Annotated in this window: 22 protein-coding genes and 1 other RNA gene; 11 read left to right on the top strand and 12 right to left on the bottom strand. The window is 33.0% G+C overall.

Translation table 11 applies throughout. The features are described from left to right. Positions 1-145 precede the first annotated feature (145 nt). The 3 genes from BC952_RS09145 to BC952_RS15135 all read left to right on the top strand — a co-directional run bounded on the left by BC952_RS09145 (position 146) and on the right by BC952_RS15135 (position 2,995). Positions 146-2,311: an endonuclease MutS2 gene (locus BC952_RS09145; protein ID WP_121365302.1), complete on the top strand. Its 2,166-nt coding sequence runs from the start codon at positions 146-148 to the stop codon at positions 2,309-2,311. A 63-nt stretch (positions 2,312-2,374) separates the two neighbouring features. Then, entirely contained in the window at positions 2,375-2,791 is a 417-nt protein-coding gene (locus BC952_RS09140; RefSeq protein WP_121365301.1) for a thiol-disulfide oxidoreductase DCC family protein, read from the top strand. 78 nt (positions 2,792-2,869) lie between these two features. Next, on the top strand, positions 2,870-2,995 hold the full coding sequence (locus BC952_RS15135; RefSeq protein WP_256371164.1) for a hypothetical protein: 126 nt from the start codon (positions 2,870-2,872) through the stop codon (positions 2,993-2,995). A 64-nt stretch (positions 2,996-3,059) separates the two neighbouring features. Here the strand turns inward: BC952_RS15135 and ettA are convergent, their stop codons facing one another. The 3 genes from ettA to holA all read right to left on the bottom strand — a co-directional run bounded on the left by ettA (position 3,060) and on the right by holA (position 6,103). Then, positions 3,060-4,754, bottom strand: coding sequence for an energy-dependent translational throttle protein EttA (gene ettA / locus BC952_RS09135; protein WP_121365299.1), 1,695 nt, complete (start codon positions 4,752-4,754; stop codon positions 3,060-3,062). An 86-nt stretch (positions 4,755-4,840) separates the two neighbouring features. Further along, entirely contained in the window at positions 4,841-5,023 is a 183-nt protein-coding gene (locus BC952_RS09130; protein ID WP_113665712.1) for a CAL67264 family membrane protein, read from the bottom strand. Between the two features lie 75 nt (positions 5,024-5,098). Beyond that, positions 5,099-6,103, bottom strand: a complete 1,005-nt coding sequence (gene holA, locus BC952_RS09125; protein WP_121365297.1) for a DNA polymerase III subunit delta — start codon at positions 6,101-6,103, stop codon at positions 5,099-5,101. A 91-nt stretch (positions 6,104-6,194) separates the two neighbouring features. Here holA and BC952_RS09120 point away from each other — a divergent pair, with 91 nt between their 5' ends. Genes BC952_RS09120 through BC952_RS09110 form a run of 3 tightly spaced genes read left to right on the top strand, consistent with a single transcriptional unit; the run spans position 6,195 to position 8,532 of the window. Continuing rightward, positions 6,195-6,644, top strand: coding sequence for a type I restriction enzyme HsdR N-terminal domain-containing protein (locus BC952_RS09120; protein WP_121365296.1), 450 nt, complete (start codon positions 6,195-6,197; stop codon positions 6,642-6,644). Then, positions 6,645-7,646, top strand: a complete 1,002-nt coding sequence (locus BC952_RS09115; protein WP_121365294.1) for a glycosyltransferase family 2 protein — start codon at positions 6,645-6,647, stop codon at positions 7,644-7,646. A gap of 52 nt (positions 7,647-7,698) precedes the next feature. Further along, on the top strand, positions 7,699-8,532 hold the full coding sequence (locus BC952_RS09110; protein WP_121365292.1) for an OmpA/MotB family protein: 834 nt from the start codon (positions 7,699-7,701) through the stop codon (positions 8,530-8,532). 156 nt (positions 8,533-8,688) lie between these two features. On the opposite strand, the gene BC952_RS09105 is transcribed toward BC952_RS09110, so the two are convergent. Both BC952_RS09105 and rnpB read right to left on the bottom strand, forming a co-directional pair. Continuing rightward, positions 8,689-9,621, bottom strand: a complete 933-nt coding sequence (locus BC952_RS09105) for a ketopantoate reductase family protein (RefSeq protein ID WP_121365291.1) — start codon at positions 9,619-9,621, stop codon at positions 8,689-8,691. A 221-nt stretch (positions 9,622-9,842) separates the two neighbouring features. Further along, an RNA gene (rnpB, locus tag BC952_RS09100) (RNase P RNA component class A) lies at positions 9,843-10,166 on the bottom strand. A 117-nt stretch (positions 10,167-10,283) separates the two neighbouring features. Between rnpB and BC952_RS09095 the strand changes: the two genes are divergently transcribed. The 3 genes from BC952_RS09095 (at position 10,284) to BC952_RS15040 (ending at position 12,586) form a co-directional block, all read left to right on the top strand. Beyond that, positions 10,284-10,583, top strand: coding sequence for a hypothetical protein (locus tag BC952_RS09095; protein WP_121365289.1), 300 nt, complete (start codon positions 10,284-10,286; stop codon positions 10,581-10,583). 267 nt (positions 10,584-10,850) lie between these two features. Continuing rightward, the gene (gene dnaX, locus BC952_RS09090; RefSeq protein ID WP_121365288.1) at positions 10,851-11,936 is read left to right on the top strand and encodes a DNA polymerase III subunit gamma/tau; all 1,086 of its coding nucleotides are present in this window, start codon (positions 10,851-10,853) and stop codon (positions 11,934-11,936) included. A gap of 74 nt (positions 11,937-12,010) precedes the next feature. Further along, entirely contained in the window at positions 12,011-12,586 is a 576-nt protein-coding gene (locus BC952_RS15040) for a DNA polymerase III subunit gamma/tau (protein WP_244200129.1), read from the top strand. Between the two features lie 12 nt (positions 12,587-12,598). Here BC952_RS15040 and BC952_RS09080 read toward each other — a convergent pair whose 3' ends face one another. The 4 genes from BC952_RS09080 to BC952_RS09065 form a co-directional block, all read right to left on the bottom strand. Next, entirely contained in the window at positions 12,599-13,489 is an 891-nt protein-coding gene (locus tag BC952_RS09080; protein WP_113637458.1) for a Ppx/GppA phosphatase family protein, read from the bottom strand. A gap of 78 nt (positions 13,490-13,567) precedes the next feature. Beyond that, positions 13,568-15,655 (bottom strand): polyphosphate kinase 1, encoded by a 2,088-nt coding sequence (gene ppk1, locus BC952_RS09075; RefSeq protein ID WP_121365286.1) that lies wholly within the window; start codon positions 15,653-15,655, stop codon positions 13,568-13,570. Continuing rightward, positions 15,652-16,137, bottom strand: coding sequence for a SixA phosphatase family protein (locus BC952_RS09070; protein ID WP_121365284.1), 486 nt, complete (start codon positions 16,135-16,137; stop codon positions 15,652-15,654). The genes ppk1 and BC952_RS09070 overlap by 4 nt, the downstream gene beginning before the upstream one ends. A gap of 555 nt (positions 16,138-16,692) precedes the next feature. Beyond that, on the bottom strand, positions 16,693-17,193 hold the full coding sequence (locus BC952_RS09065; protein ID WP_121365282.1) for a CAP domain-containing protein: 501 nt from the start codon (positions 17,191-17,193) through the stop codon (positions 16,693-16,695). A 322-nt stretch (positions 17,194-17,515) separates the two neighbouring features. Here BC952_RS09065 and BC952_RS09060 point away from each other — a divergent pair, with 322 nt between their 5' ends. Together BC952_RS09060 and BC952_RS09055 are read left to right on the top strand one after the other, a co-directional pair. Further along, a complete protein-coding gene (locus BC952_RS09060; protein WP_121365280.1) occupies positions 17,516-18,586 on the top strand; it encodes a DUF3667 domain-containing protein in 1,071 nt (356 codons plus the stop codon). A 94-nt stretch (positions 18,587-18,680) separates the two neighbouring features. Next, a complete protein-coding gene (locus BC952_RS09055) occupies positions 18,681-19,676 on the top strand; it encodes a metal-dependent hydrolase (RefSeq protein WP_121365279.1) in 996 nt (331 codons plus the stop codon). A gap of 16 nt (positions 19,677-19,692) precedes the next feature. On the opposite strand, the gene BC952_RS09050 is transcribed toward BC952_RS09055, so the two are convergent. The 3 genes from BC952_RS09050 to BC952_RS09040 all read right to left on the bottom strand — a co-directional run bounded on the left by BC952_RS09050 (position 19,693) and on the right by BC952_RS09040 (position 23,149). Next, on the bottom strand, positions 19,693-20,286 hold the full coding sequence (locus BC952_RS09050; RefSeq protein ID WP_121365278.1) for a 2OG-Fe(II) oxygenase: 594 nt from the start codon (positions 20,284-20,286) through the stop codon (positions 19,693-19,695). Between the two features lie 220 nt (positions 20,287-20,506). Next, complete coding sequence (locus BC952_RS09045; protein WP_121365277.1) at positions 20,507-21,970, bottom strand: AAA family ATPase; 1,464 nt, start codon at positions 21,968-21,970, stop codon at positions 20,507-20,509. A 60-nt stretch (positions 21,971-22,030) separates the two neighbouring features. Beyond that, the gene (locus tag BC952_RS09040) at positions 22,031-23,149 is read right to left on the bottom strand and encodes a vWA domain-containing protein (RefSeq protein WP_113637414.1); all 1,119 of its coding nucleotides are present in this window, start codon (positions 23,147-23,149) and stop codon (positions 22,031-22,033) included. Positions 23,150-23,167 lie beyond the last annotated feature (18 nt).

The raw sequence follows: 23,167 nt of genomic DNA, 5'->3' as shown, positions 1-23,167 counted from the left end.
GTTAAATATTAAAAAGCAAAGATACAGAGAGAATATTTTTTTTGAATCATAAAAAGGATAATAAACATTCATTAATTCTTTGTGAAAGTCTATTAAATAGTCTTAACTATTAGCTATTTTTGTGTTGAAAAGAATTATACGATAAATGATATCCATCACTGAAAAAACATTACAAGATTTACAATTTCCAACGGTTCTCGAAACCATTTCGACCATTTGTAATACTGACATTGGAAAACAAAAAGCATTAGAAATAACCCCTTTTAAAGACAAGGAAACATTGATGCAAGCATTAATGCAAACCTCAGAATATGTTTCGTCTTTCCAAAATAACAATGCGATTCCCAATCATGGTTTTGATGCTATCACGCATGAAATAAAATTTCTGGCCATCGAAGACAGTTTCTTGGAAGTGGGCAGTTTTAGAAAAATTGCTACCATTTCTTCAACGGTAAATTTCCTGTTGAGTTTTTTGAGAAAATTCGAGGATTATTATCCAAATATAAACGCAAGAGCAAACCAAGTCGAACTGACCAAAGACATTATCACGATGGTGGACGAGGTAGTCGATAAATATGGCGAAATTAAAGACAATGCATCACCGGATTTATTGAACATCCGTCGCAGTATGAATGCTGTTCGCGGAAAAGTCAATCAAAGTTTTGGTACAGCATTGACTCAATACAATGCTTTAGGATATTTAGACGATATCAAAGAAAGTTTTGTGCAAAACAGGCGAGTTTTAGCAGTTTTAGCAATGTATCGCCGTAAAGTAAAAGGATCCATTTTGGGCAGTTCCAAAACAGGAAGTATAGCCTATATCGAACCCGAAGCTACTTTACAATATTCTCGTGAATTGAGTAATCTTGAATACGAAGAGAAAGAAGAAATTACCCGAATTTTAAAACAGCTATCCAATTATATTCGCCCATATTTGCCGCTCTTAATCAAATATCAGGATTTTCTTAGTGATATTGATGTAATTGCTGCAAAAGCAAAATATGCAAATAAAATCAATGGAATTTTGCCAACAATTACAGAGGAACGCCGCCTTTATTTTAGAGATGCTTTCCATCCAATTCTGTATTTGAACAACAAACAAAAAAACGAAATTACGCATCCGCAAACTATTGAATTAAATCAGGAAAGCAGAATCATAGTGATTTCAGGGCCTAATGCGGGAGGGAAAACTATTTCGCTAAAAACCGTAGGATTACTACAATTAATGCTGCAATCCGGAATGTTGATTCCAGTGCACGAACGCAGTGAAACGTTTTTATTCGATCGAATTTTAACAGATATTGGTGACAATCAATCCATTGAAAATCATCTAAGTACATACAGTTACCGATTAAAGAACATGAACTACTTTCTAAAGAAGTGCAATAGAAAAACCATGTTCCTTATTGATGAATTTGGTACAGGTTCAGATCCAGAATTAGGAGGTGCTTTAGCCGAAATTTTCTTAGAAGAATTCTATCATCGAGAAGCTTTTGGGATTATTACAACGCATTATTCAAATCTAAAAATTCTGGCGAACGAATTGCCTTTTGCCACCAATGCCAACATGCTTTTTGATGAAAAAACATTAGAGCCATTGTATAAATTAGTTTTAGGTCAAGCAGGAAGTTCTTTCACCTTTGAAGTGGCTTTGAAAAACGGAATTCCTTTCAGCTTAATCAATCGAGCGAAAAAGAAAATTGAAGTTGGAAAAGTGCGTTTTGATAAAACCATTGCTACCCTTCAAAAAGAACGTTCTAAAATGGAGAAAACTTCGCAAACGCTTAAAGAAGAAGAAACAAAAGCGCGTGAAGAAGGCAAGAAAATGGAAACTATCAATGTAAAAATCAAGCAAAAACTGGAAAGCTATCAAGAATTGTACGATAGCAACCAGAAAACCATTTACATTGGCCAAAAAATTGAAGACATTTCGGAGAAATATTTCAACAATAAAAACAAAAAAGAGCTCCTTGGCGAATTTTTGAAAATCATTGAAATCGAAAATTCAAAGCGTAAGAAAGCCACAACAAAAGAGACAAAAGCTCTGATTGAAAAGAAAAAAGAAGTCATTCAAGAAGTTACGGTTCAGGTTGAAGAAATAAGAAAAGAAAAGAAAGAAAAGAAATTGAAAGTTGTGGTTGAAAAACCAAAACCAATCCTAAAAGTAGGCGATCGCGTGCGAATGTTTGACGGAAAGGCAGTGGGAACGATAGATTCTATTGAAAAAAATAAAGTAACAGTGAACTACGGCGTATTTACTTCAAAAGTCAGTCTGGAAGCGCTGGAATTTGTGGAAGCCGGGAAGAAGTAAGGAGTGTTCAGACGAAAATAAATTTCAACTCCGTTAATTATTTTAAATGTTAAATTTTAAATTATGCTCAATATTCCTAAAGGCAAAAAAATAATTCTCTTTGACGGCGTTTGCAATCTATGTGATTCCGCGATGCAAACGATTATTAAGCATGATAAAAAAGATGTTTTCCGGTTTGTAGCCTTACAATCTGATTTGGGTCAAAAAATAATCAAACACTTGGGAATTGACACTCAAAAAACAGATAGTATTATTTTGTATCAACCTGGTTTTGCGTACTACTATAAATCTGAAGCTGCCTTAGAAATTGCTAAACATTTGGGAGGAATATTTTATTTTGCTTCATTATTTTCAATATTACCCACTTCTTTCAGTAACTATATTTATGATTATATCGCTAAGAACAGGTACAAATGGTATGGAAAAAAGGAAACTTGTCTGATTCCCACAAAGGACCTACAAGCTAAATTTTTAGATTAAACACCCAATCATGATAATTATCATGCCTTTTATTTTGCAAGAATAATATATTTGAAAAATCTTAAAAATAAATGGATCATGAAAGACACCACACTTTTTTCTTGGGATAACGGAACTTTTATAATGGTTGTCGTATTCGGATTAGTTATCGTAGGAATTATTTCGGCAGTTTTCATTATGATGAATTCCGACAGAAAAAAATAACAGCATAAAAAAGAGGATGCCTTTTTGGACATCCTCTTGCTGCTATTATCTATAATTAGAAAAACTAACTTCTAATTAATTTTCTATATTTCAATCGTTTTGGAGTTAAATCACCACCTAAACGTTTTTTCTTGTTTTCCTCATAATCAGAGAAACCACCTTCAAAATAATATACTTCAGAGTTTCCTTCGAAAGCTAGAATGTGTGTACAAATTCTGTCCAAAAACCATCTGTCGTGAGAAATAACTACCGCACAACCTGCAAAACTCTCCAAACCTTCTTCTAATGCACGAAGTGTATTGATATCCAAATCATTCGTAGGTTCATCCAGTAAAAGTACGTTTCCTTCTTCTTTCAAAGTCATCGCAAGGTGCAAACGATTACGTTCCCCTCCAGAAAGCATAGAAACTTTCTTGTTTTGTTCTCCACCACCAAAATTAAATCGTGACAAATAAGCTCTTGAATTTACTTGCTTTCCGCCCATCATAATCAATTCCTGACCGTCAGCGAAGTTTTCCCAAATTGATTTATCCGGATTTATGTTCGAATGTGCTTGATCTACATAAGCGATTTTTACCGTATCCCCAATTAAAAATTCACCTGAATCTGGTTTTTCTTCGCCCATGATCATTTTGAAAATAGTAGATTTACCAGCACCGTTTGGCCCAATAATCCCAACAATTCCTGCTTGTGGCAACGTGAAATTTAAATTATCATACAGTAATTTATCTCCAAATGCTTTAGCAACATTTTTAGCTTCAATTACATTTGTTCCTAAACGCGGACCATTTGGAATATAAATTTCCAGATTTTCATCCAATTGTTTTTGGTCTTCGTTCAATAATTTATCGTAGTTCTGCAAACGCGCTTTTTGTTTCGTTTGACGTCCTTTGGCACCTTGACGAACCCAGTCCAACTCACGTTCTAAGTTTTTTCTACGTTTTGACGCTACTTTTTCTTCTAATGCCATACGGCTTGATTTTTGGTCTAACCAAGAAGAATAATTCCCTTTCCAAGGAATACCTTCACCTCTGTCTAATTCCAAAATCCAACCAGCAACATTATCCAAGAAGTACCTGTCGTGTGTTACTGCAATTACAGTTCCTGCATATTGTGCTAAATGTTGTTCTAACCAAAGTACACTTTCAGCATCTAAGTGATTCGTAGGCTCATCCAAAAGCAAAACATCGGGTTGTTGCAACAACAAACGACATAAAGCTACACGACGACGTTCTCCACCGGATAAATTCTTAATTGGCGTGTCACCTTCTGGAGTACGTAATGCATCCATGGCGATTTCCAGTTTGGTATCAATTTCCCAAGCTCCCAATGCATCAATTTTATCTTGCAAAAGCGCTTGACGATCCATCAATTGCTCCATTTTATCAGCATTTTCATAGACTTCAGGTAAACCAAAACTATCATTGATTTTATTGAATTCATCTAAAACTGCCATTGTTTCAGCGACACCTTCTCGTACAATTTCAATAACCGTTTTACTATCATCTAAAATAGGTTCTTGTTCTAAATAACCTACTGTATAACCAGGTGCAAATACTACATCACCTTGGTAGTTTTTATCAACACCGGCAATAATTTTTAATAAGGAAGATTTTCCAGAACCATTTAATCCCAAAATACCAATCTTAGCTCCGTAAAAGAAACTCAAATAGATGTTTTTAAGTACTGGTTTATCTGCTCCTTGATAGGTCTTGCTCAGTTTTGACATTGAGAATATCACTTTTTTATCGTCTGCCATTTTTTATAGATTTTCAGATTATTATACTTTTAGATAATTAGTTCTTATCTAATTTTTTCAATTTTAAATTCGTAATTTTTGATAAACTAAAGTCTTCCCTTGAGTGAACTAAACACCCACGCATTAGCTAAAAAGCCAACACCTACTGCTGCGAAGCCCCATCCTGCTACATCATCATATCTAAAAGCACCTAATGCAATAAGCAATAAGCCCATGATTATCATTATCAGAGTGGCCCAACCCAGAATCGTATTTTTATTCATTGACATAATTGTGGAGTTTATTTTAATGATCCAATTCCGAAGCCTCGGAACGGGAGTGCAAATATCGGAAATTTTTGCCCTTTAATTAAATATTTTATAAAGCATTTCTCGTAACAAATCAGATTGGGACATCGCATTTGCGCCAACTCCTTTACTTTTGACATCAATGTCTCTTAAAGCACCTACAATTTGACTGACTTTCTTCATTGGATAATTTTTCAAAGCTACATCATACTCTTTCAAAAAGAATGGATTTACACCAATAACTGCTGCTACATTCTTGGGATTTTTGTCTTTCAAACCATGGTATTTCAATAATTGAATAAAGAAACCAAAAACCAGACTCGTCGTTACCACCATTGGATTATCTTTAGGGTTCTGGGCAAAATTTTCAGCAATCGTATAGGCTTTTAATTGGTTGCGTTCGCCAAGTGCTTTTCGCAATTCAAACACATTGAAATCTTTGCTGAACCCTATATTTTCCTCAATATCCTTTGGAGTTATCGTACTTCCAACTGGCAAAATAATTTGTAATTTTTCGAGTTCATTGTTTATTTTACTCAAATCTGTCCCAAGAAATTCCACCAACATGGCATTTGCTTTTGGCTCAATCGAATATTTTTTGCCTGACAAAACACGTTTGATCCAATCTCCTACTTGATTTTCATATAGTTTTTTACTTTCGTAAACGACACCGTTTTTCGCTAATAACTTGGTTACTTTTTTGCGTTTATCCAATGTTTTGTATTTATAGCAAAAAACCAAAACCGTTGTTGCCATTGGATTATCCGCGTAACTTTCCAGTTTATCTATGCTTCTGATTAAATCTTGGGCTTCTTTTACAATGACCACTTGACGCTCCGCCATCATAGGATAGCGTTTTGCAGTCGAAATAATATCTTCTATAGAAACGTCTCTTCCGTATAAAACCGTTTGATTGAAGCCTTTTTCCTCTTCGGATAAGACTTTTTCTTCAATATAATCTGATAATTTGTCAATATAATACGGTTCTTCACCCATCAAAAAGTAGATGGGTTTGATGTTGCCGCTTTTTATATCATTTACAATTTTTATAACCTCGTCCATTCCTTTTTGTTTAAAGTTTGAAGTTTAAAGTTTGTCGCTTCGAATGAAATTTTAAACTTTAAATTTTAAACTTATTTAATACTTTTGCTTTATGCAAAAACTAAATTTCCAACTTTATAACTTTCGGTTCAAAAATAGCGAAAATAAAGTCTCCATTTTTGATGAAATCAGGAAAAAATTTATCATTCTTACTCCCGAAGAATGGGTTCGTCAGCATGTAGTTCAGTTTTTATTGGAAGAAAAAAAATATCCAAAATCATTGATTAATGTCGAGAAAGTTTTAAAAGTCAATGGCTTGCGCAAAAGATACGATGTCGTGGTTTTCAATCCTGATGGCTCCATTTTTATTTTAATTGAATGCAAAGCGCCTGAAATCAAAATTGCACAAGCTACTTTCGACCAAATTGCCCGTTATAACATGACGATGAAAGCCCAATTCCTAATGGTAACCAATGGATTGAATCATTACTTTTGCCAAATGGATTTTGAAAATGAAAAATATCAATTCCTCCAAGAATTGCCAATGTATAAAATAATCTAAATGAAAATAGCAGTTGTCATCCTGAATTGGAATGGAATCTTATTGCTCGAAAAGTTTCTTCCATCTGTAGTTAATTATTCTCCACAAGCTACAATTTATGTTGCTGATAATGCTTCAACTGATGATTCTATTTCTTATATCAAAGCTTTTTTTCCATCGGTACAAATTGTAAAAAACGAAAGTAACCTTGGTTTTGCAAGTGGCTACAATGAAGCTTTAAAACACATTGATGCTGAAATATATGCACTAGTAAACTCTGATATTGAAGTAACAGAGAATTGGCTACAACCCATTCTTCAGACTTTCGAAAATGAACCAAAAACCGCTATCATCCAACCCAAAATATTAGATTATAAACGTAAAGAATACTTTGAATATGCTGGTGCTGCAGGTGGATTTATTGATCAATACGGATACCCTTATTGTCGTGGTCGAATTTTTGATACTTTAGAAAAAGATACTGGACAATATGATGACAATTGTGAGATATTTTGGGCTTCAGGAGCTTGTTTTTTTATCCGAAGTTCGGTTTATAAAACACTAAATGGTTTTGATGATGATTTTTTTGCGCATCAGGAAGAAATTGATTTGTGTTGGCGTGCCTTTAATAAAGGATATAAAATTAAATACAATTCTGGGTCGGTGGTGTACCATGTAGGCGGTGCCACTTTGCAGCAAGGCCATCCAATGAAAACCTACTTAAATTTTAGAAACTCCCTATTGATGCTTACCAAAAACCTTCCTAAAGAAAAATTATACACGATACTTTTAGGCAGAATGATTTTAGATGGAATTGCAGGAATTCAATTTTTAACTCAAGGTAAGTTCAAGCATTTTTGGGCAATATTAAAAGCTCACGGTGCATTTTACACCCTTTTTTCCATCACTTATAAAAAAAGAAGTAAATTTCAAAATCCTCAATACTATAATACAAAAAGCATCGTTTACTTCTATTTTATTAAGAAAATCAGTGTTTTTAACGATTTATTTGGAATTAAATAAATTTTAAAAAACTAACTTTGTCATTAACATTTTAATCAAATTATTACAACTTATGAAAAAAATAGTTATTGCATTATCAGTATTGGCTTTATTAACTTCGTGTGTCTCTAAAAAGAAGTACACTGATTTAGAAGCCAGAAACAAAGAAACTCAAGATTTATTGAATACAGCTACTGTAAAATTAAATTCTTGCTTAGAAGAAAAAGCAGGATTAACTGCAACTGTTGCTGGTTTGAAAGAACAAAATCAGGGTTTAATCAGTACCTCAAAAGATATGACAATATTGTCTACTAAAGGGGCCGAAAATATTGAGAAAGCTTTAGAATCTATAAAAGAAAAAGATTTAAAAATTAGTAGAATGCAAGATGCATTAACTAAAAAAGACAGTGTAACATTGGCTTTAGTAACTAGTTTGAAAAGTTCAGTAGGAATCTCGGATCCGGATATTGAAATAAATGTTGAAAAAGGAGTTGTATTTATCTCAATTGCTGACAAGTTATTATTCAAAAGCGGAAGCTATGAAGTAACAGACAAAGCAAAAAGTGTTTTAGCCAAAGTTGCAAAAGTAGTAAATGACAAACCTGATTTTGAATGTATGGTTGAAGGACATACCGATAATGTTCCATACAATGGTAAAGGAGTTTTACTAGACAACTGGGATTTAAGTGTAAAACGTTCTACTTCTATTATTCGTGTATTGACAGATCAATTAAGTGTAAATCCAGCACAGTTAATCGCGGCAGGAAGAAGTTCTTATATTCCTTTGGTTGAAAATGATTCTGCTGAAAATAAAGCTCGTAACAGAAGAACGCGTATCGTAGTTTTACCAAAAATAGATCAGTTTTATGATATGATCGAAAAAGAAATGAAAAAACAAAGACCATAATTTTTGTGAAAAATTTTTATTAAAAGAGGTTGTCTAAAAAAGACAACCTCTTTTTTTTTACTAATAAACAGAGTTATGTAGTCTCCTTTTTATCATTAAATAAAAATATCGTAAAATTATTTTACGCACTAAAAAAGAATATTTAATCTTTCTTAATTAGTACATGTTACTATCCATTAATTTATCTAAAATCATTCGATACATTGGAGTTGGAACAGCATACTTCAAACCTTCTTTAACTACAAATTCAGTTAAGGAATTCACTTCTATCTCATGTCCAGCCAACAAATCCCTATGCATAGATGATGTGTTATCTTGTGGTGATTTTTCGAGTTTAATGATCGTTTGAACAATAATATCATTTGGTAACGCTAATCCTTTAGCGAGAGCGACAGCAGTAATTTCATTGAGAAGTGAAATGTAAATTGTTTTGTTATCCGGATTATTCAAAATCCCACCAATATTCTCATTCAAATAAGAAGTTGTCGAAGCCAAAGCAGAAATAAAAATGAATTTTTCCCAAACTGTTTCTTCTATATTTTCAACAAGATAACTTTCGATGCTTGCATTTTCAAAAATAGATTGGAGTTCCTTTAATGAAGAAATTGAAGTATTTTTAGAACCAAAAAAAAGCTTTTCATAATGGCCTATTTTCTTTATTATTCCAGGTGATTCAATCATAGAAACAATATAAACGCAGCCTTGCAAAACTTTATTTTCAGGAAACATATTTAGTATGCGTTCCGTTGCATCAACTCCATTATATAAAGGTAAAATTATAGTTTTCGAAGTAATACAGTCTTTTATAGACTCAAAACTAGTTTCAATATCATAGGTTTTAGTGGCACAAATTAAGTAATCCAGTTTACCAATCTTTTCTACATCATCCGAAAGCAATTTTGGAAAAACAATCATTTCACTTTCATCCAAAATAATTTTTAAACCATTCGCAGCAATGGCCTTTTTAGTTTCGCCACGAGCAATAAAAACAATTTCGATTGTATCTGAGTAAGCATAAGCTTTGGCTAATAATCCCCCAAAAAAACCTCCTACTCCACCCAATCCTAAAATCCCAATTCTTATTTTCATATGTACAAAATTTAATTTTTAGCTGTCATATATGGTATCGCCTTTTATTTATTGGTGTTTGCTTACGCAAACTTGTTGTTATTGGCGATTTCATAACTACTAGTTAAAAATTAAACCATTAAGAAATTTAGAAAATTAAGCCTTTTGACTTAATGAAACTTAATTTCTTAATGGTTTTCTTTTAGATTTTACAATCATTCCTTTTATTAAATTTTTTAATAAAAAAATGCAGACCTATAAGCCGGATTCTGTCTCCAATAAATTAGAGCCTTATCATTTATCTAGATCCCGCATTACTGCGAGACTCAAGCTATCTACCCTTCAGCAACGGACGAGAAGCCCTTAAATGCTGATATACTTGATATTTCACCGCATAGAGTTTACCTGGTTTCACTACAGCATTACCTGTACATACTTTCTGTTGCACTTGTCCTAATCTCGTCCGTAAAGACGAGACCGACGGGTGTTACCCGCTATGCTTCCCTTTGGTGTCCGGACTTTCCTCCCTCTTGATTGCTCAAAACGGCGATAAGGCGGTCTGCAGGGCAAATTTACACTATTTAATTCTTTTTTTCATTTACTGTTGCTTACTTTAACAAGCCTTTTACAATCAATTCATAATAAAATAGTTACCTTTAGTACATAACTAAAAAATCTCTATTATGTCAAATATATATCATTATGCCACCGTTTCTAAAGCCTTAGACGATTTGAATGAGATGGGATTTACCTTTGATTTTAATCTTCATGAGGAAGATATTGTAAAAAATCCAAGCCACTATGAAATTCAACATATTTACCGTTACGAGGGTGACACCAATCCAGATGACGAGGCAACAGTTTATGGCATAAAATCAACTTCTGGCAAAAAAGGAGTATTTGTAGCGGGATATGCTGCAAATTCTGATAACGGTGCAGCAAAAGTATTAATTGATCTAACCATCAAAGGGAGAAACAAATAAATCCTTTTCTAAAAGAACTTAAATCAATTAGTTTTTCAGGAGCAATTTCCAGCTATTCGTTGCAATCTTATACGCCGAACCCCGGCGAATAAGGATTTTCACTACAAACGCAGTTCACTGAACTCCAATAAAATTATAGTACTGTGAAGTAATCTGGGCTAGGAGATTTGGGAAACAAAAACCATTCTGAAAATTATAAAATCTTTCAATCCTTAAATTTTTGCATCTTTAAATTAAAACCTATATTTGCTTTCGAATAAAATTTCTATGGAACAATTTGTTGTATCGGCCCGTAAATATCGTCCTCAAACTTTTAAAGATGTTGTAGGACAAAAAGCCATTACTAATACTTTATTGAACGCCATAGAAAGCAATCACTTAGCATCAGCATTATTATTTACAGGACCTCGTGGCGTTGGAAAAACAACTTGCGCTCGTATTTTGGCTCGTAAAATTAACCAGCCGGGATATGACGATCCCAATGAAGATTTTGCCTTTAATGTTTTTGAATTAGATGCCGCATCCAACAATTCTGTTGATGATATTAGGAATCTTATTGACCAAGTTCGGATCCCACCACAAACAGGACAATACAAAGTATACATTATTGATGAGGTTCACATGTTATCTTCGGCAGCTTTCAATGCTTTCTTGAAGACACTTGAAGAACCACCTAAGCACGCCATTTTTATTTTGGCAACGACCGAAAAACATAAAATTATTCCAACGATACTTTCTCGTTGTCAGACATTTGATTTCAAAAGAATTACCGTAAAAGATGCCAAAGAACATCTTGCCGAAGTAGCCACCAGTCAAGGCGTAGTTTTTGAAGATGACGCTTTGCACATTATTGCTCAAAAAGCAGATGGCGCCATGCGTGACGCTTTGTCTATTTTTGACCGAGTAGTTTCTTTTTGTGGAAAAGATTTAACACGTCAGGCCGTAACGGAAAACTTGAATGTGTTGGATTACGAAACGTATATCAACATCACTGATTTGATTTTGGAAAACAAAATCCCAGATTTATTAATGGCGTTCAACGAAATTCTGGCAAAAGGTTTTGATGCGCATCATTTTGTATCTGGATTGGCTTCCCATTTTAGAGATTTATTAGTTTCTAAAACACCTGCTACTTTAACTTTATTAGAAGTTGGGGAACAAGCACAACAAATGTATGGCATGCAAGCGCAAAAATGCAGTCAAGACTTTCTTTTGAAAGGAATTGACATTGCAAATGATTGTGATTTGAAATACAAAGTAAGTCAAAACCAACGACTTCTTGTTGAACTTTGTCTGATGCAACTTGCCTCTATCACTTTTGATGGAGAAAAAAAAAAGTTGAGCAATATATAATTCCTCCTACTTATTATAGAAAAAATGATTATTCAATAACGGTTCAACCGAAAATTGAAGATTGTAAACCTGCTATGCCAGTTATAGATTCTGTTCCATTAAAAGAACCGGATACTACAAATGCTGTTCAATCAATTCCAGTTCCTACTCCAGCAGCAAAAATAAACATTCCGCAATCCGATGGACCAAAGGTTTCTGCGTTTTCATTAGCCAGTATTCGTGCAAAAAAAGCATTGGAAGAAAGCAGTAAAGGAATCGTCAAAGAAGTGCTTCATTTGCCAACCGAGCCTTTTACAGAGACTGAAATGTTGTTGCAATGGAATAGATACGCACAACGTTTAGGAGATAAAGGCTATAGAATTATGGAATCTTTGTTACTTATTAACGATCCACAATTAAACGGAACCGCCATCACAATTGAATTGCCTAATGAAGGATCAAAATTAGATTTCGAAAAAGAAATACATGGACTTTTAGGACATTTAAAAGGGCACTTACACAATCATGACATTACAATTGAGGTTATTGTAAATGAAAGTATCGAAAACAAAAGAAGTTTTAATGACCAAGACCGCTACAACAGATTATTAGAAATAAATCCAAATATTGAGCTTTTACGCACAACATTTGGATTAGATTTAGACGCATAATCGGAATTAATATTAGATTTTTCCGTAGTACATTGCTTTTACAATTCCATCCGAAAGACCTATTTTAGGTACATAAATATTTCGTGCTCCACTCCACTTCATCGCATTCAGATAAATTCTTGTCGCTGGGATAATTACATCGGCACGATCCGGATTCAGACCTAATTCAGAAATTCTTTGTTCATAAGTAAGAGAATTCAAAAAAGCATATTGCGAATTCATATAAATATAGGAAAGTGGTTTTTCTTGCAATTTTCCAGACATTTTGAAAATTTTATTAATATTTCCACCAGATCCAATCAATGTAACTTCGTCGTATTCTTTAGTATTTACTTTTATCCATTTTTCGATTTCATCCCAGACAACATCGCAAACCATATCATTCAATAAACGAACGGTTCCTGCTTTGAACGATCTTGAATTGATCATTTTACCATTAGAAAACAGTGTAAACTCGGTACTTCCACCACCAACATCCACAAAAAGATAGGTTTGATCTGTTTTTAACAAATGATGTAAATCAGTTGATGCAATTATGGCTGCTTCTTTTTTCCCATCAATAATTTCTATTTTTATGTCTGCTTTTTTCTTAATTAATGCTACAACTTCCTTTCCGTTATAAGCCTCGCGCATCGCTGAGGTAGCAAAAGCCATGTAGCGCTCCACTTTATGAACCTTCATCAACAAGTTGAAAGCCTTCATAGCATCACACATTCTTTCGATATTTTCCTCCGAAATTTCACCAACTGTAAAAGCGTCCTGCCCAAGACGAATGGGTACACGAACCAAGGAACTTTTATTAAACTGAGGCTCTTTGCCCTCTTGTTCCACAATATTAGCAATCAACAAACGCATGGCATTGGAACCAATATCAATTGCTGCATATTTTTTTATTTTAATCATCTTCGTTTTGATTCGTTTTATTTCTTATTTATTGTTTGATTATTTTGTTAAAGTTCCCCTTTAATCATGAACAAACAATTATACTTTTTCTTCTTTATTTAATACTGAATCCAGCTTTTTTTGGTAGTATTTATAAGTCTCTAATTGTGCTCTAAAAATAGGATTATGATTTCTAGGGCGATACTTGTTATCTAATTTATAAGAGTGAAAACGAGCCTTGACATTTCCTTTCCAACCAATATCAAAATTATCAATCAGCTCGTTTTTTATACCTTGATCATAAATAGGACAGGTTACTTCGACCCTTCCGTCCAGATTTCTGGTCATAAAATCAGCTGATGAAATATAAACTTCCGTTTGGCCGGCATTGCCAAAAATATAAATTCTAGAATGCTCCAGATAATTATCTACAATACTAATTGCCTCAATATTATCACTCATTCCGGGGATTCCTGGAATCAACGAACAAATCCCTCTGACTTCAAGTTGAATTTTCACACCTGCTCTACTCGCTTCATATAATTTATCAATCATTGCAAAATCAGATAAGCTATTCATTTTTAGCTTAATATGTGTTTTCCTTCCTGCTAACGCGTGTGTAATTTCTCTGTCTATTAACTTGACAAATCTTGTTCTGGTATAATGTGGAGAAACAATAAGATGTTTGTAGCGATGAACCCTGTAATTGATGTCAAAGAACTCGAATATCCGCATGATATCTTTTAAAATCTGTTGATGACTGGTAAAAAGAGTAACATCGGTATATACTTTGGCAGTAGATTCATTGAAATTTCCTGTTGAAATAAAGCCGTATCTTTTTATTTTCTCATTTTCAATTCTTTCAATAACACAAATTTTGCTGTGCACTTTCAGGCCTTTTATTCCAAAAATAAGTTCAATACCTTCCAATTGCATTTGTTCTGCATAGGAAATATTGGAAGCCTCATCAAAACGAGCTTGCAATTCGATTTGAACGGTAACTTTTTTTCCATTTTTGGCCGCATTTATCAGCGAACTGATAATTTGAGAATTTTTTGCCAATCGATACAACGTAATTTTTATCGAAACTACTTTAGGATCTAACGCCGCTTCCCGCAAAAACTTAGTCAAATAGGAAAAGGATTGATAAGGCGCGTTTAATAAATAATCTTTCTCGCTTATTTTTTCGAGCATGCTTCCTTCAAGACTTAATCCCGGAATAGGAAGTGGATCGTTTGTTTGATATAATAAGTCATATCTACCAAGATTTGGAAAATCCATATAATCCCTTCTGTTGTGGTATCTTCCGCCAGGAATAATGCTGTCAGTAGAAACAATTTTCATTTTGTCCAAGAAAAAATTCAGAGTATCTTCTTCGATTAATTGGTCATAAATAAAACGTACCGGTTCTCCAATTCTTCTGTCTTTTACACTTAATGATATTTTTTCAATCATACTTTTACTTAAATCACTATCGATGTCAAGTTGCGCATCTCTGGTGATTTTTATCATGTGAGCCGAAACACTTTTGTAATCGAAAATATTGAAAATATTGCTCAAATTATGTCTGATTACATCGTCAAGAAGAATAATATACTGTTTTTCGTTTTGGGAAGGTAAGACCACAAAACGGTTAATCGTTTTTGGGATTTCGATAACTGCATAACAAACTTCAGAGTTTTTATTCATTACCAATTTAATAGCTAAATATCCTGAAGTATCTTTTAATACTGGAAATTCAGCTAAATCATTTAAGATAATGGTTACCAATTCAGGACTTACTTTTTGAATAAAAAAATCTTTCAGAAAAATTTCTTGTTCAATAGTAATGTCATTTTCCGTGATGATGAATATATTCTTAGTTTCGAGTTCCGTTTCAATATTGTTTAATATTCGTAAACTCTCTGATTGTTGCTGGATAACAATTTCGGTAATATCTTTTACTAATTGTTGTGCAGAAATTCCACCAAGGTATTTTTCGCCAGATATCCCAGTTAGACTTAATCGTCTGATAGCTGCAAATCTAACCCTAAAAAACTCATCTAAATTATTTGAAAAAATACCTAAAAACCGTAACCTGTCTAATAATGGGACTGAATTGTCACCTGCTTCTTGAAGTACTCGCGCATTAAAAGCCAACCAACTTTTTTCTCTATCAATATATTTATGTTCTACTACTTTATTCATTTTAAATCTTTGGGAAATATTATTTTTTCTATTTTACCTTTTTTAATTTTTTTCCAATCATCAGTATCAAATTTCAATGACACAAAACCAGCTGTAGGAACATTTTCAATAAAAACATCTCCAAATTTATTAACAAAATTTGTAATTGCTCCATTGTGCCCGAAAAGAATAACACTTTCGAAAATATTACTGCATGATTTGATGATTTTTTCTAACTTCTTTTCTTCAAAAGTATAAAGGTCGTCTTTGTAAACGATACATTCAACAGGATATGAAATATTTTGAGCAAAAATTAACGCAGTATGTGTCGCCCTTCTTGCACTACTAGTCCAGATTATATAGGTTTTGGGAATGTAATCACTTATGTGTGAAGAAACAATATGTGCGTCTTGAATTCCTTGAGTTTTTAAAGCGCGATCCTTGTCATGCAAGGGAGATTCCCAACTTGATTTTGCATGCCGTATTAATATTAAGTTTTTCATAATGAAAAATAAATTTGAAATCAATTAGCAAATCGTTCGAAATAATCAGATACAATTTACAAAACAAAAGCTAATCCTTAAACCTTTTATCATTATTTTATGAAAGTAGCACCTAAAAAATTAAAAAGGTATCAACCAAAATTTTAATGAAAATTTTATAGGATTTCAAAACCATAATTTTCAATAACTTACATTTTATTTAAATAAATATTTAAGTAACTAAATTTAAAAAAAATGAAATAATTTTGGAAATAAATGTCCTTATAATTGCTATATATCGGTCTAATTTAAATAAATTGAACAATAAAAAGCTTGAAAATTGATTCTTAAAAATCAGTAGAAAAGAATTCAAAACATGATCGTTTTGATATTCCGAATGTGAGTAGAAGTGTAGTTGATAAACTATAACAAAACAATCTGATAAACATTAAAAATCAGAATTGAATCTATTATAAAATTAAACTAAGACCATGGTAGATCATTTCATAATGTTTAATAGTATAAATAAAAAAGACTATCATTGGGGGATGATAGCCTTTTTCAATTAAAAAAAAATTATATTTTAACAAAAATATTTGTGTAATATTTTCTTCCATTAACTGGGTTTTCTCTTATAGAAATACCAAAATGAGTAAAATTTCCTTCTATATTTTCTTTATGTCCTAAACTTAGCAACCAAGCATCTATAACTGCTTGAGGTGTTCTATAATTATATGCTATATTTTCACTTACACTTTTAGCTCCTAATGCTTTAATAATATTTTGAGACCGATCTGCAAAATTATCGTGATTTACAATGTTATTTTCAATCATATAATCATCATGCTCTTCCGCTTTATAAGACAAGTGATTTATTTTTTGTAGAGCATTTAATCCTACACTTATTCTATATTCGTTAATCAAATTCATTGTTTCCAATTCAGATGTAGTATAAGTATAATTTTCAATTACTTCAGACTTAATTTCTGCTGTAGCTGTATCAGAATCAGACGAACATGAATTCATCATAAATATTACTAAAGAAAGTAATACTACACGGAGTAATTTTGTTTTCATAATTGTAGTAGTTTAAGTTTAAAGTAGATTGTGGGGCAAACTTCTTTAGGATTTAGACTTGTATTTTTTTATTTCACAATTAAAAGTATGAATAATATCGTTTAAGTACCTAATAATATCGATGAAATACATAAAAAAATAATTAATATATGTTTTTTCTTATATAAATATTAATAAAAATAGTGATTAATTGGAAATACTGTTTACAACATTAACTAAATAGAAATGTAAACCGGATTTTTCAAAAATACACTTTGTTAAGGTGCTAAGAAGTAGGTTAAAAGTTTTATAGCTTTGTAAACTTGAAATAAATTTAAAACTAATGTCAAAAGAACCATTACGATCGGAAAGAAATTGTCTTAACTGTAATCACGTGGTTGAACAGCGATATTGCCCTAATTGTGGGCAGGAAAACGCTAAAGTTCGCAAAACTTTTTATCACTTGTTTGTTCATTTTTTTGAAGACTTTACCCATTATGAAAGTAAATTTTGGAGAACCATCATCTATCTCATATTCAAGCCTGCAGCTTTAACTAAAGCTTATGTGTTGGGAAAACGTTTGTCCTTTTTGCCTCCTGTACGGCTGTATATTTTCCTCAGCTTTATTACTTTTTTTCTCATATCGCTGTTTCCGGATGAAAATTCTAAGGAAATAGTGAAAGCCGATAAAATTAAAATAAAAACAGAGAATGTACCTTCTCTTGACTCATTACATATTGATGAAAAAAGTGTCGATGGGCTTACCAAAGTAGGCTTGATTTCACAGAAAAACAACGATACAATTAAAAAGATACTCCAGGATACTAAAGATATTAATCCCAAAGAAATTACAGATTTTGGATATAAAAATACTAATGAACTGGATTCAATACAAATTCATGGTACTGAAAAAGTAAAAGTAAGTCCAACTGAATATTGGTTTCTCAAAAAGTGGCTGGCGGTAAAAGAAGAGAATACAAACGAGGAAATAATAGAAAAGTTCAGTCAGTCCTTTGCTAATAATCTACCTAAAGTATTGTTTTTATATATGCCGGTTTTTGCTCTTATTTTATGGCTTTTTCATGATAAAAAAAAATGGTACTATTATGATCACGGCATCTTTACATTGCATTTCTTTTCGTTTTTGCTGCTATTAATATTATTACTGTTTTTTATAGATAAACTCTTTTCGTTATCTGAAAGTTCAATTATTTTAAGCTGGATTCATCTTGGGATTAAATCCATGGGTATTCTCTGGATGTTCTATTATTTTTTTCCGGCACATCGACTCTTTTATGGTGAAACTTATTTCATTTCTGCTTTTAAAAGTACTTTGGTGTTTGTAATCAATTTAATAATTATCAGTATAATAATGGTTTTATACGCATTGTACACCTATATTAATTTAAACTAAAAAATCTATTTTTATAAAAATAATAAGCTTTGGCAATTAAAAACTATTCTATAAACCACTTTTAAAATCACATAATTACGGTTACTTTTGTAGTATGGATTCTTTTACTCAAATCGCTTTAGGAATTGCGATAGACGAAGTATGCGCTGGCAAAAAACTTAAAAACAAAACGGTTTTATACGGTGCAGTTCTGGGCACAATTCCCGATTTAGATGTTGTAGTAGGAATCTTTTTAAATCCAGTAGATGCAGTCCTGATACACCGTGGTATTAGTCATTCTCTTTTTCTTTTTTTGTTTTTATCGCCTATTCTGGGTTGGATTATTTCAAAAATAGAAAGAGACAAAATTAACTTCATTCAGGCATCAGGCATGGTTTTTTGGTGTTTATTTACCCATGTGATATTGGATCTATTTACTTCTTGGGGCACACAAATATTATGGCCTTTGGACTATCGGTTTGCGTTAAAAACCATTTTTGTAATTGACCCGCTGTACACTATTCCGTTGGTCATTTCGTTGATTACGGTCTGGAAAACAAAAGACACCATACTTCGTAAAAAATACATCATCAGAGGATTATTCATCAGCAGTTCCTATTTGCTTTTATCCTGTTTTATAAAAGTATATGCTTTGAACCAATTTGAAAAAGCGTTATTAAAACAAGGAATCGAGTATTCTGAAATTATTGTAAAACCTACCGCTTTCAACCTCATTTTATGGAATGCGAATGTTGCAACTCAGGAAAATTACTTATTAGGGGACTACTCTCTTTTTGACACACAGCCTATTTCCTTTACTGCTTACAGCAAAAATAAAATTTTAGAATCGCAATTAAATGGTAATTCGGATTTTGAGAAACTGAAAAAAGCCAGTGAAGGCTGGTATATCATTTCTCAAAAAAATCAATCTTTATACTTCAATGATTTGCGCTTTGGATTGTTAAATGACAACCCAAAAAACCCGCAATTTGCTTTCAGTTATCAATTTATTAGAAACAACGATGATTTAAAAGCAGTAGAAGTCCCTAAAAATAAAAGAGACGGAAAGCGACTGCTACAAAAAATAGTGATTCGATTGAAAGGAAACTAGAAGTTTTTTATAAATATCAATCACTCTTCAACCAACCTGTAATGCTCATTCGGGTATTTTGGGTAACCAAAACTTCATGAACTAATTCGTCACTCTTAAAGAAAACGGTTTTACCCTGAGTGGGCGAAATTTTTTGATTGTTATCCAATTGATGAATCAGTAATTCACCGCCGTCACTTTCTTGCCAATTGCTATTCAAATAGCTAATCATCGAATATTTCCGACTGGGATTATTTTTGAATTGATCCAGGTGCTTTAAATAAAAATCACCCGATTCATACAACGAATAATGAAACTCATAACCCGTAATTCCGGCATAACAACTTTGATTCAAATAAATAATAAAGGCTTCTATTTGGGCAAAAAATTCATTTTCGAATGTATTATTGTGTTTTTTATCCAACCAATAAATAGAATCACTACGTATCGCGCCATCATAAGAAACTTTCTCTGAATTGCCAATTCCAGCTTCCATCAATAGACTTTTTTGGTTTAAAACAATCAAATTTTGTTTTAAATTGTTGGCCAAATCGGTACTCAAAAAATGTTCAGATATTCCTACTTTATTTTCAATGTAAGAGGCAATTAAATCCTCAAAGCTATTTTCCATGACTTTTACATTGACTGAAAATACAGCCAACGGGACAAGGTAGACTAATAAAAATCGTTAAAGACTGATTCTGAAATAAATAAAAAATTTAAATGCTAAACTAACAGCTATAGCGAGAAAAATATAAAAATACAGTTTCAATTTTAAACACAAAAGTCACTTAAGAAACTACAAATGTTGATTTCTTAAATGACTTTTATGGTAAAAAATAGTACGTTCTTTATAGTTTACTAATAAAGCTACCGTAAATATCCTTGAACTGATAGCCTTCAGAAAAGCGGTCTTTGCTCAGTTTCTTGTATTCAACCAATCCCCAAAGAATAAATTCCTTCATGAAAAATTTATCTTCTTTTTCCAATTGCGGTTGGTACTTTTTGATTAAAATTTCAAGCGGAACAATACTACCCAAAATCCTTTCGTAATCTTCATCAGAACAATCATCTAATAATTCGAAACCGCTTTCGGCAAAAAACCATTCAATGATATCCGTATAGGCATTTTTGACGCCTTCTTTTTCTAATTTTTCAATTTTTGGAAAATAAGCAGGAAAGAAAGTATGAATCGCATCGCCCAATAAATGTTGCGCTACAGCGGCAGCTCCCTCCTGCTCTCCTTCGTAAACCAACTCTACTTTTCCGGTTATGGCAGGAATAATTCCCATAAAATCGGATAAACGTAGAGTTGTTTTGTCTGCTCCTGATTTCAGTGCTCTTCTTTCTGCGGTACTTAATAAGTTTTCGAAAGCAGTAATGCTCAATCGTGCACTCACACCACTTTTGTTATCAATATATTCGCTTTCTCTAGCTTCAAAACTGATTTGTTCCAATAAATCCCTTGCCAATGAAGGCACGTAAACCATATCATTTTGGGTTGCATCCAGTTTTGCTTCCTGTTCAGTAATAGTTCTGGCGATTTTAATGGTTTCCGGATAATGTGTCAAGATTTGGGAACCTATTCTGTCTTTTAAAGGCGTTACAATACTACCACGATTCGTATAATCCTCTGGATTTGCCGTGAAAACAAATTGCATATCGAGTGGCATTCGCAACTTAAAACCACGAATTTGAATATCGCCTTCCTGCAAAATATTGAATAGCGCTACTTGGATTCGCGCCTGTAAATCAGGTAATTCATTGATTACAAAAATACAACGATTCGCTCTCGGAATCATCCCAAAATGTATCACACGATCATCCGCATAAGACAGTTTTAAATTGGCTGCTTTTATTGGATCGACGTCACCTATTAAATCCGCAACGGTTACATCCGGCGTAGCTAATTTTTCGAAGAAACGGTCGCTTCTGTGCAACCAAGAAATTGGAGTTTCATCGCCTTTGGTTTCAATAATGTCTTTTGCAAAACGGGAAATCGGTTGCAACGGATTATCATTAATTTCGGAACCAGTCACAAACGGAATGTATTCGTCTAATAATTCAATCATTTTGCGCGCCAATCTGGTTTTGGCTTGACCACGAAGACCCAGCAAATTGATGTTGTGACGTGATAAAATAGCTCGCTCTAATTCCGGAATTACGGTGTTTTCAAAACCATGAACGCCATCGAATGTTGGTTTTCCAGATTTTATTTTTTCTCTAAGATTAGAACGCAATTCATCTTTAATGCCTTTGCTTTCATAACCTGATTTTTTTAATTCTCCGAGTGTTTTTATATTTTCTATTTTCATTTTTTTACTTTATTGTTATTTATTGGATCAACTGAACACTCAAATCTGAATACTGACCACTTATTTAATTCTCTTTTTTCGATTAGTTTCATAATCCTCAAAAATCATTTCGCCCAGTCCTTTTAATCCGGTATAAAATGCTTTACCCTGATTTGATTCCGTGAATTTATTTACGAATTTTTGCAGATACGGATCATTTGCAATCATAAAAGTAGTGATTGGAATGTGCAATTTTCGGGCTTGTTGCGCCTGATTGTAGCATTTATCAACGATGTATTCGTCGAGCCCGTTACTGTTCATGTAATAGGAACCGTCTTTTTCGCGAACACAGCTCGGTTTCCCATCGGTAATCATGAAAATTTGCTTGTTGGTATTCCGTTTACGACGCAAAATATCCATGGCTAATTGTAAACCTGCAACCGTATTCGTGTGATAAGGCCCCACTTTTAAATACGGTAAATCCCGAATTGCTATCGTCCAAGCATCATTACCAAAAACTAAAATATCTAACGTATCCTTTGGATAACGGGTCGTAATCAACTCGGCAAGAGCCATTGCTACTTTTTTGGCGGGTGTAATTCTGTCTTCACCATACAAAATCATACTGTGGCTGATGTCAATCATCAAAACGGTACTCATCTGAGATTTATACTGTGTTTCTTCGACAACCAAATCATTTTCGGTCAACATAAAATCCGCTACTCCATTGTTAATTTGGGCATTGCGCAAACTTTCTGTCAGAGAAATTCGTTCGAGTCCGTCACCAAAATGAAACTCCCGAAATTCACCGGTATGTTCGTCACCGTTTCCGGAATGTTTAGTTTTGTGATTCCCGCTTCCGGAACGTTTTAGATTACCAAAAATGTTATCTAAAGCTTGCTGTCGAATTGCGCGCTCCGTCTTAGCAGTAATTCCAATTCCCGAAGTTCCATCTTCTTTGAGTTCGTCGCGGATGTAGCCTTTTTTCTTTAAATCTTCTATAAAATCATCGATTGTGTAGTGTTCATCGGTGAGTTTATATTCTTTATCTAATTCTCGCAACCAATCGATTGCTTCATCAAAATCTCCTGAAGTGTGCGTAATTAACTCTTTGAAAATACCAAAGAGTTTATCAAACGGAGATTGAAATGGGGCTTCGTATTGCTTGAAATAAAATCCTTTTTTATTGTCATTTTTCATAGACAATAAAATTACATT

This window comes from Flavobacterium limicola, assembly GCF_003634755.1.
GTDB lineage: Bacteria > Bacteroidota > Bacteroidia > Flavobacteriales > Flavobacteriaceae > Flavobacterium > Flavobacterium limicola.
The sequence above is the reverse complement of the archived record's forward strand: the minus strand, read 5'-3'. Positions and strand labels throughout refer to the sequence as shown.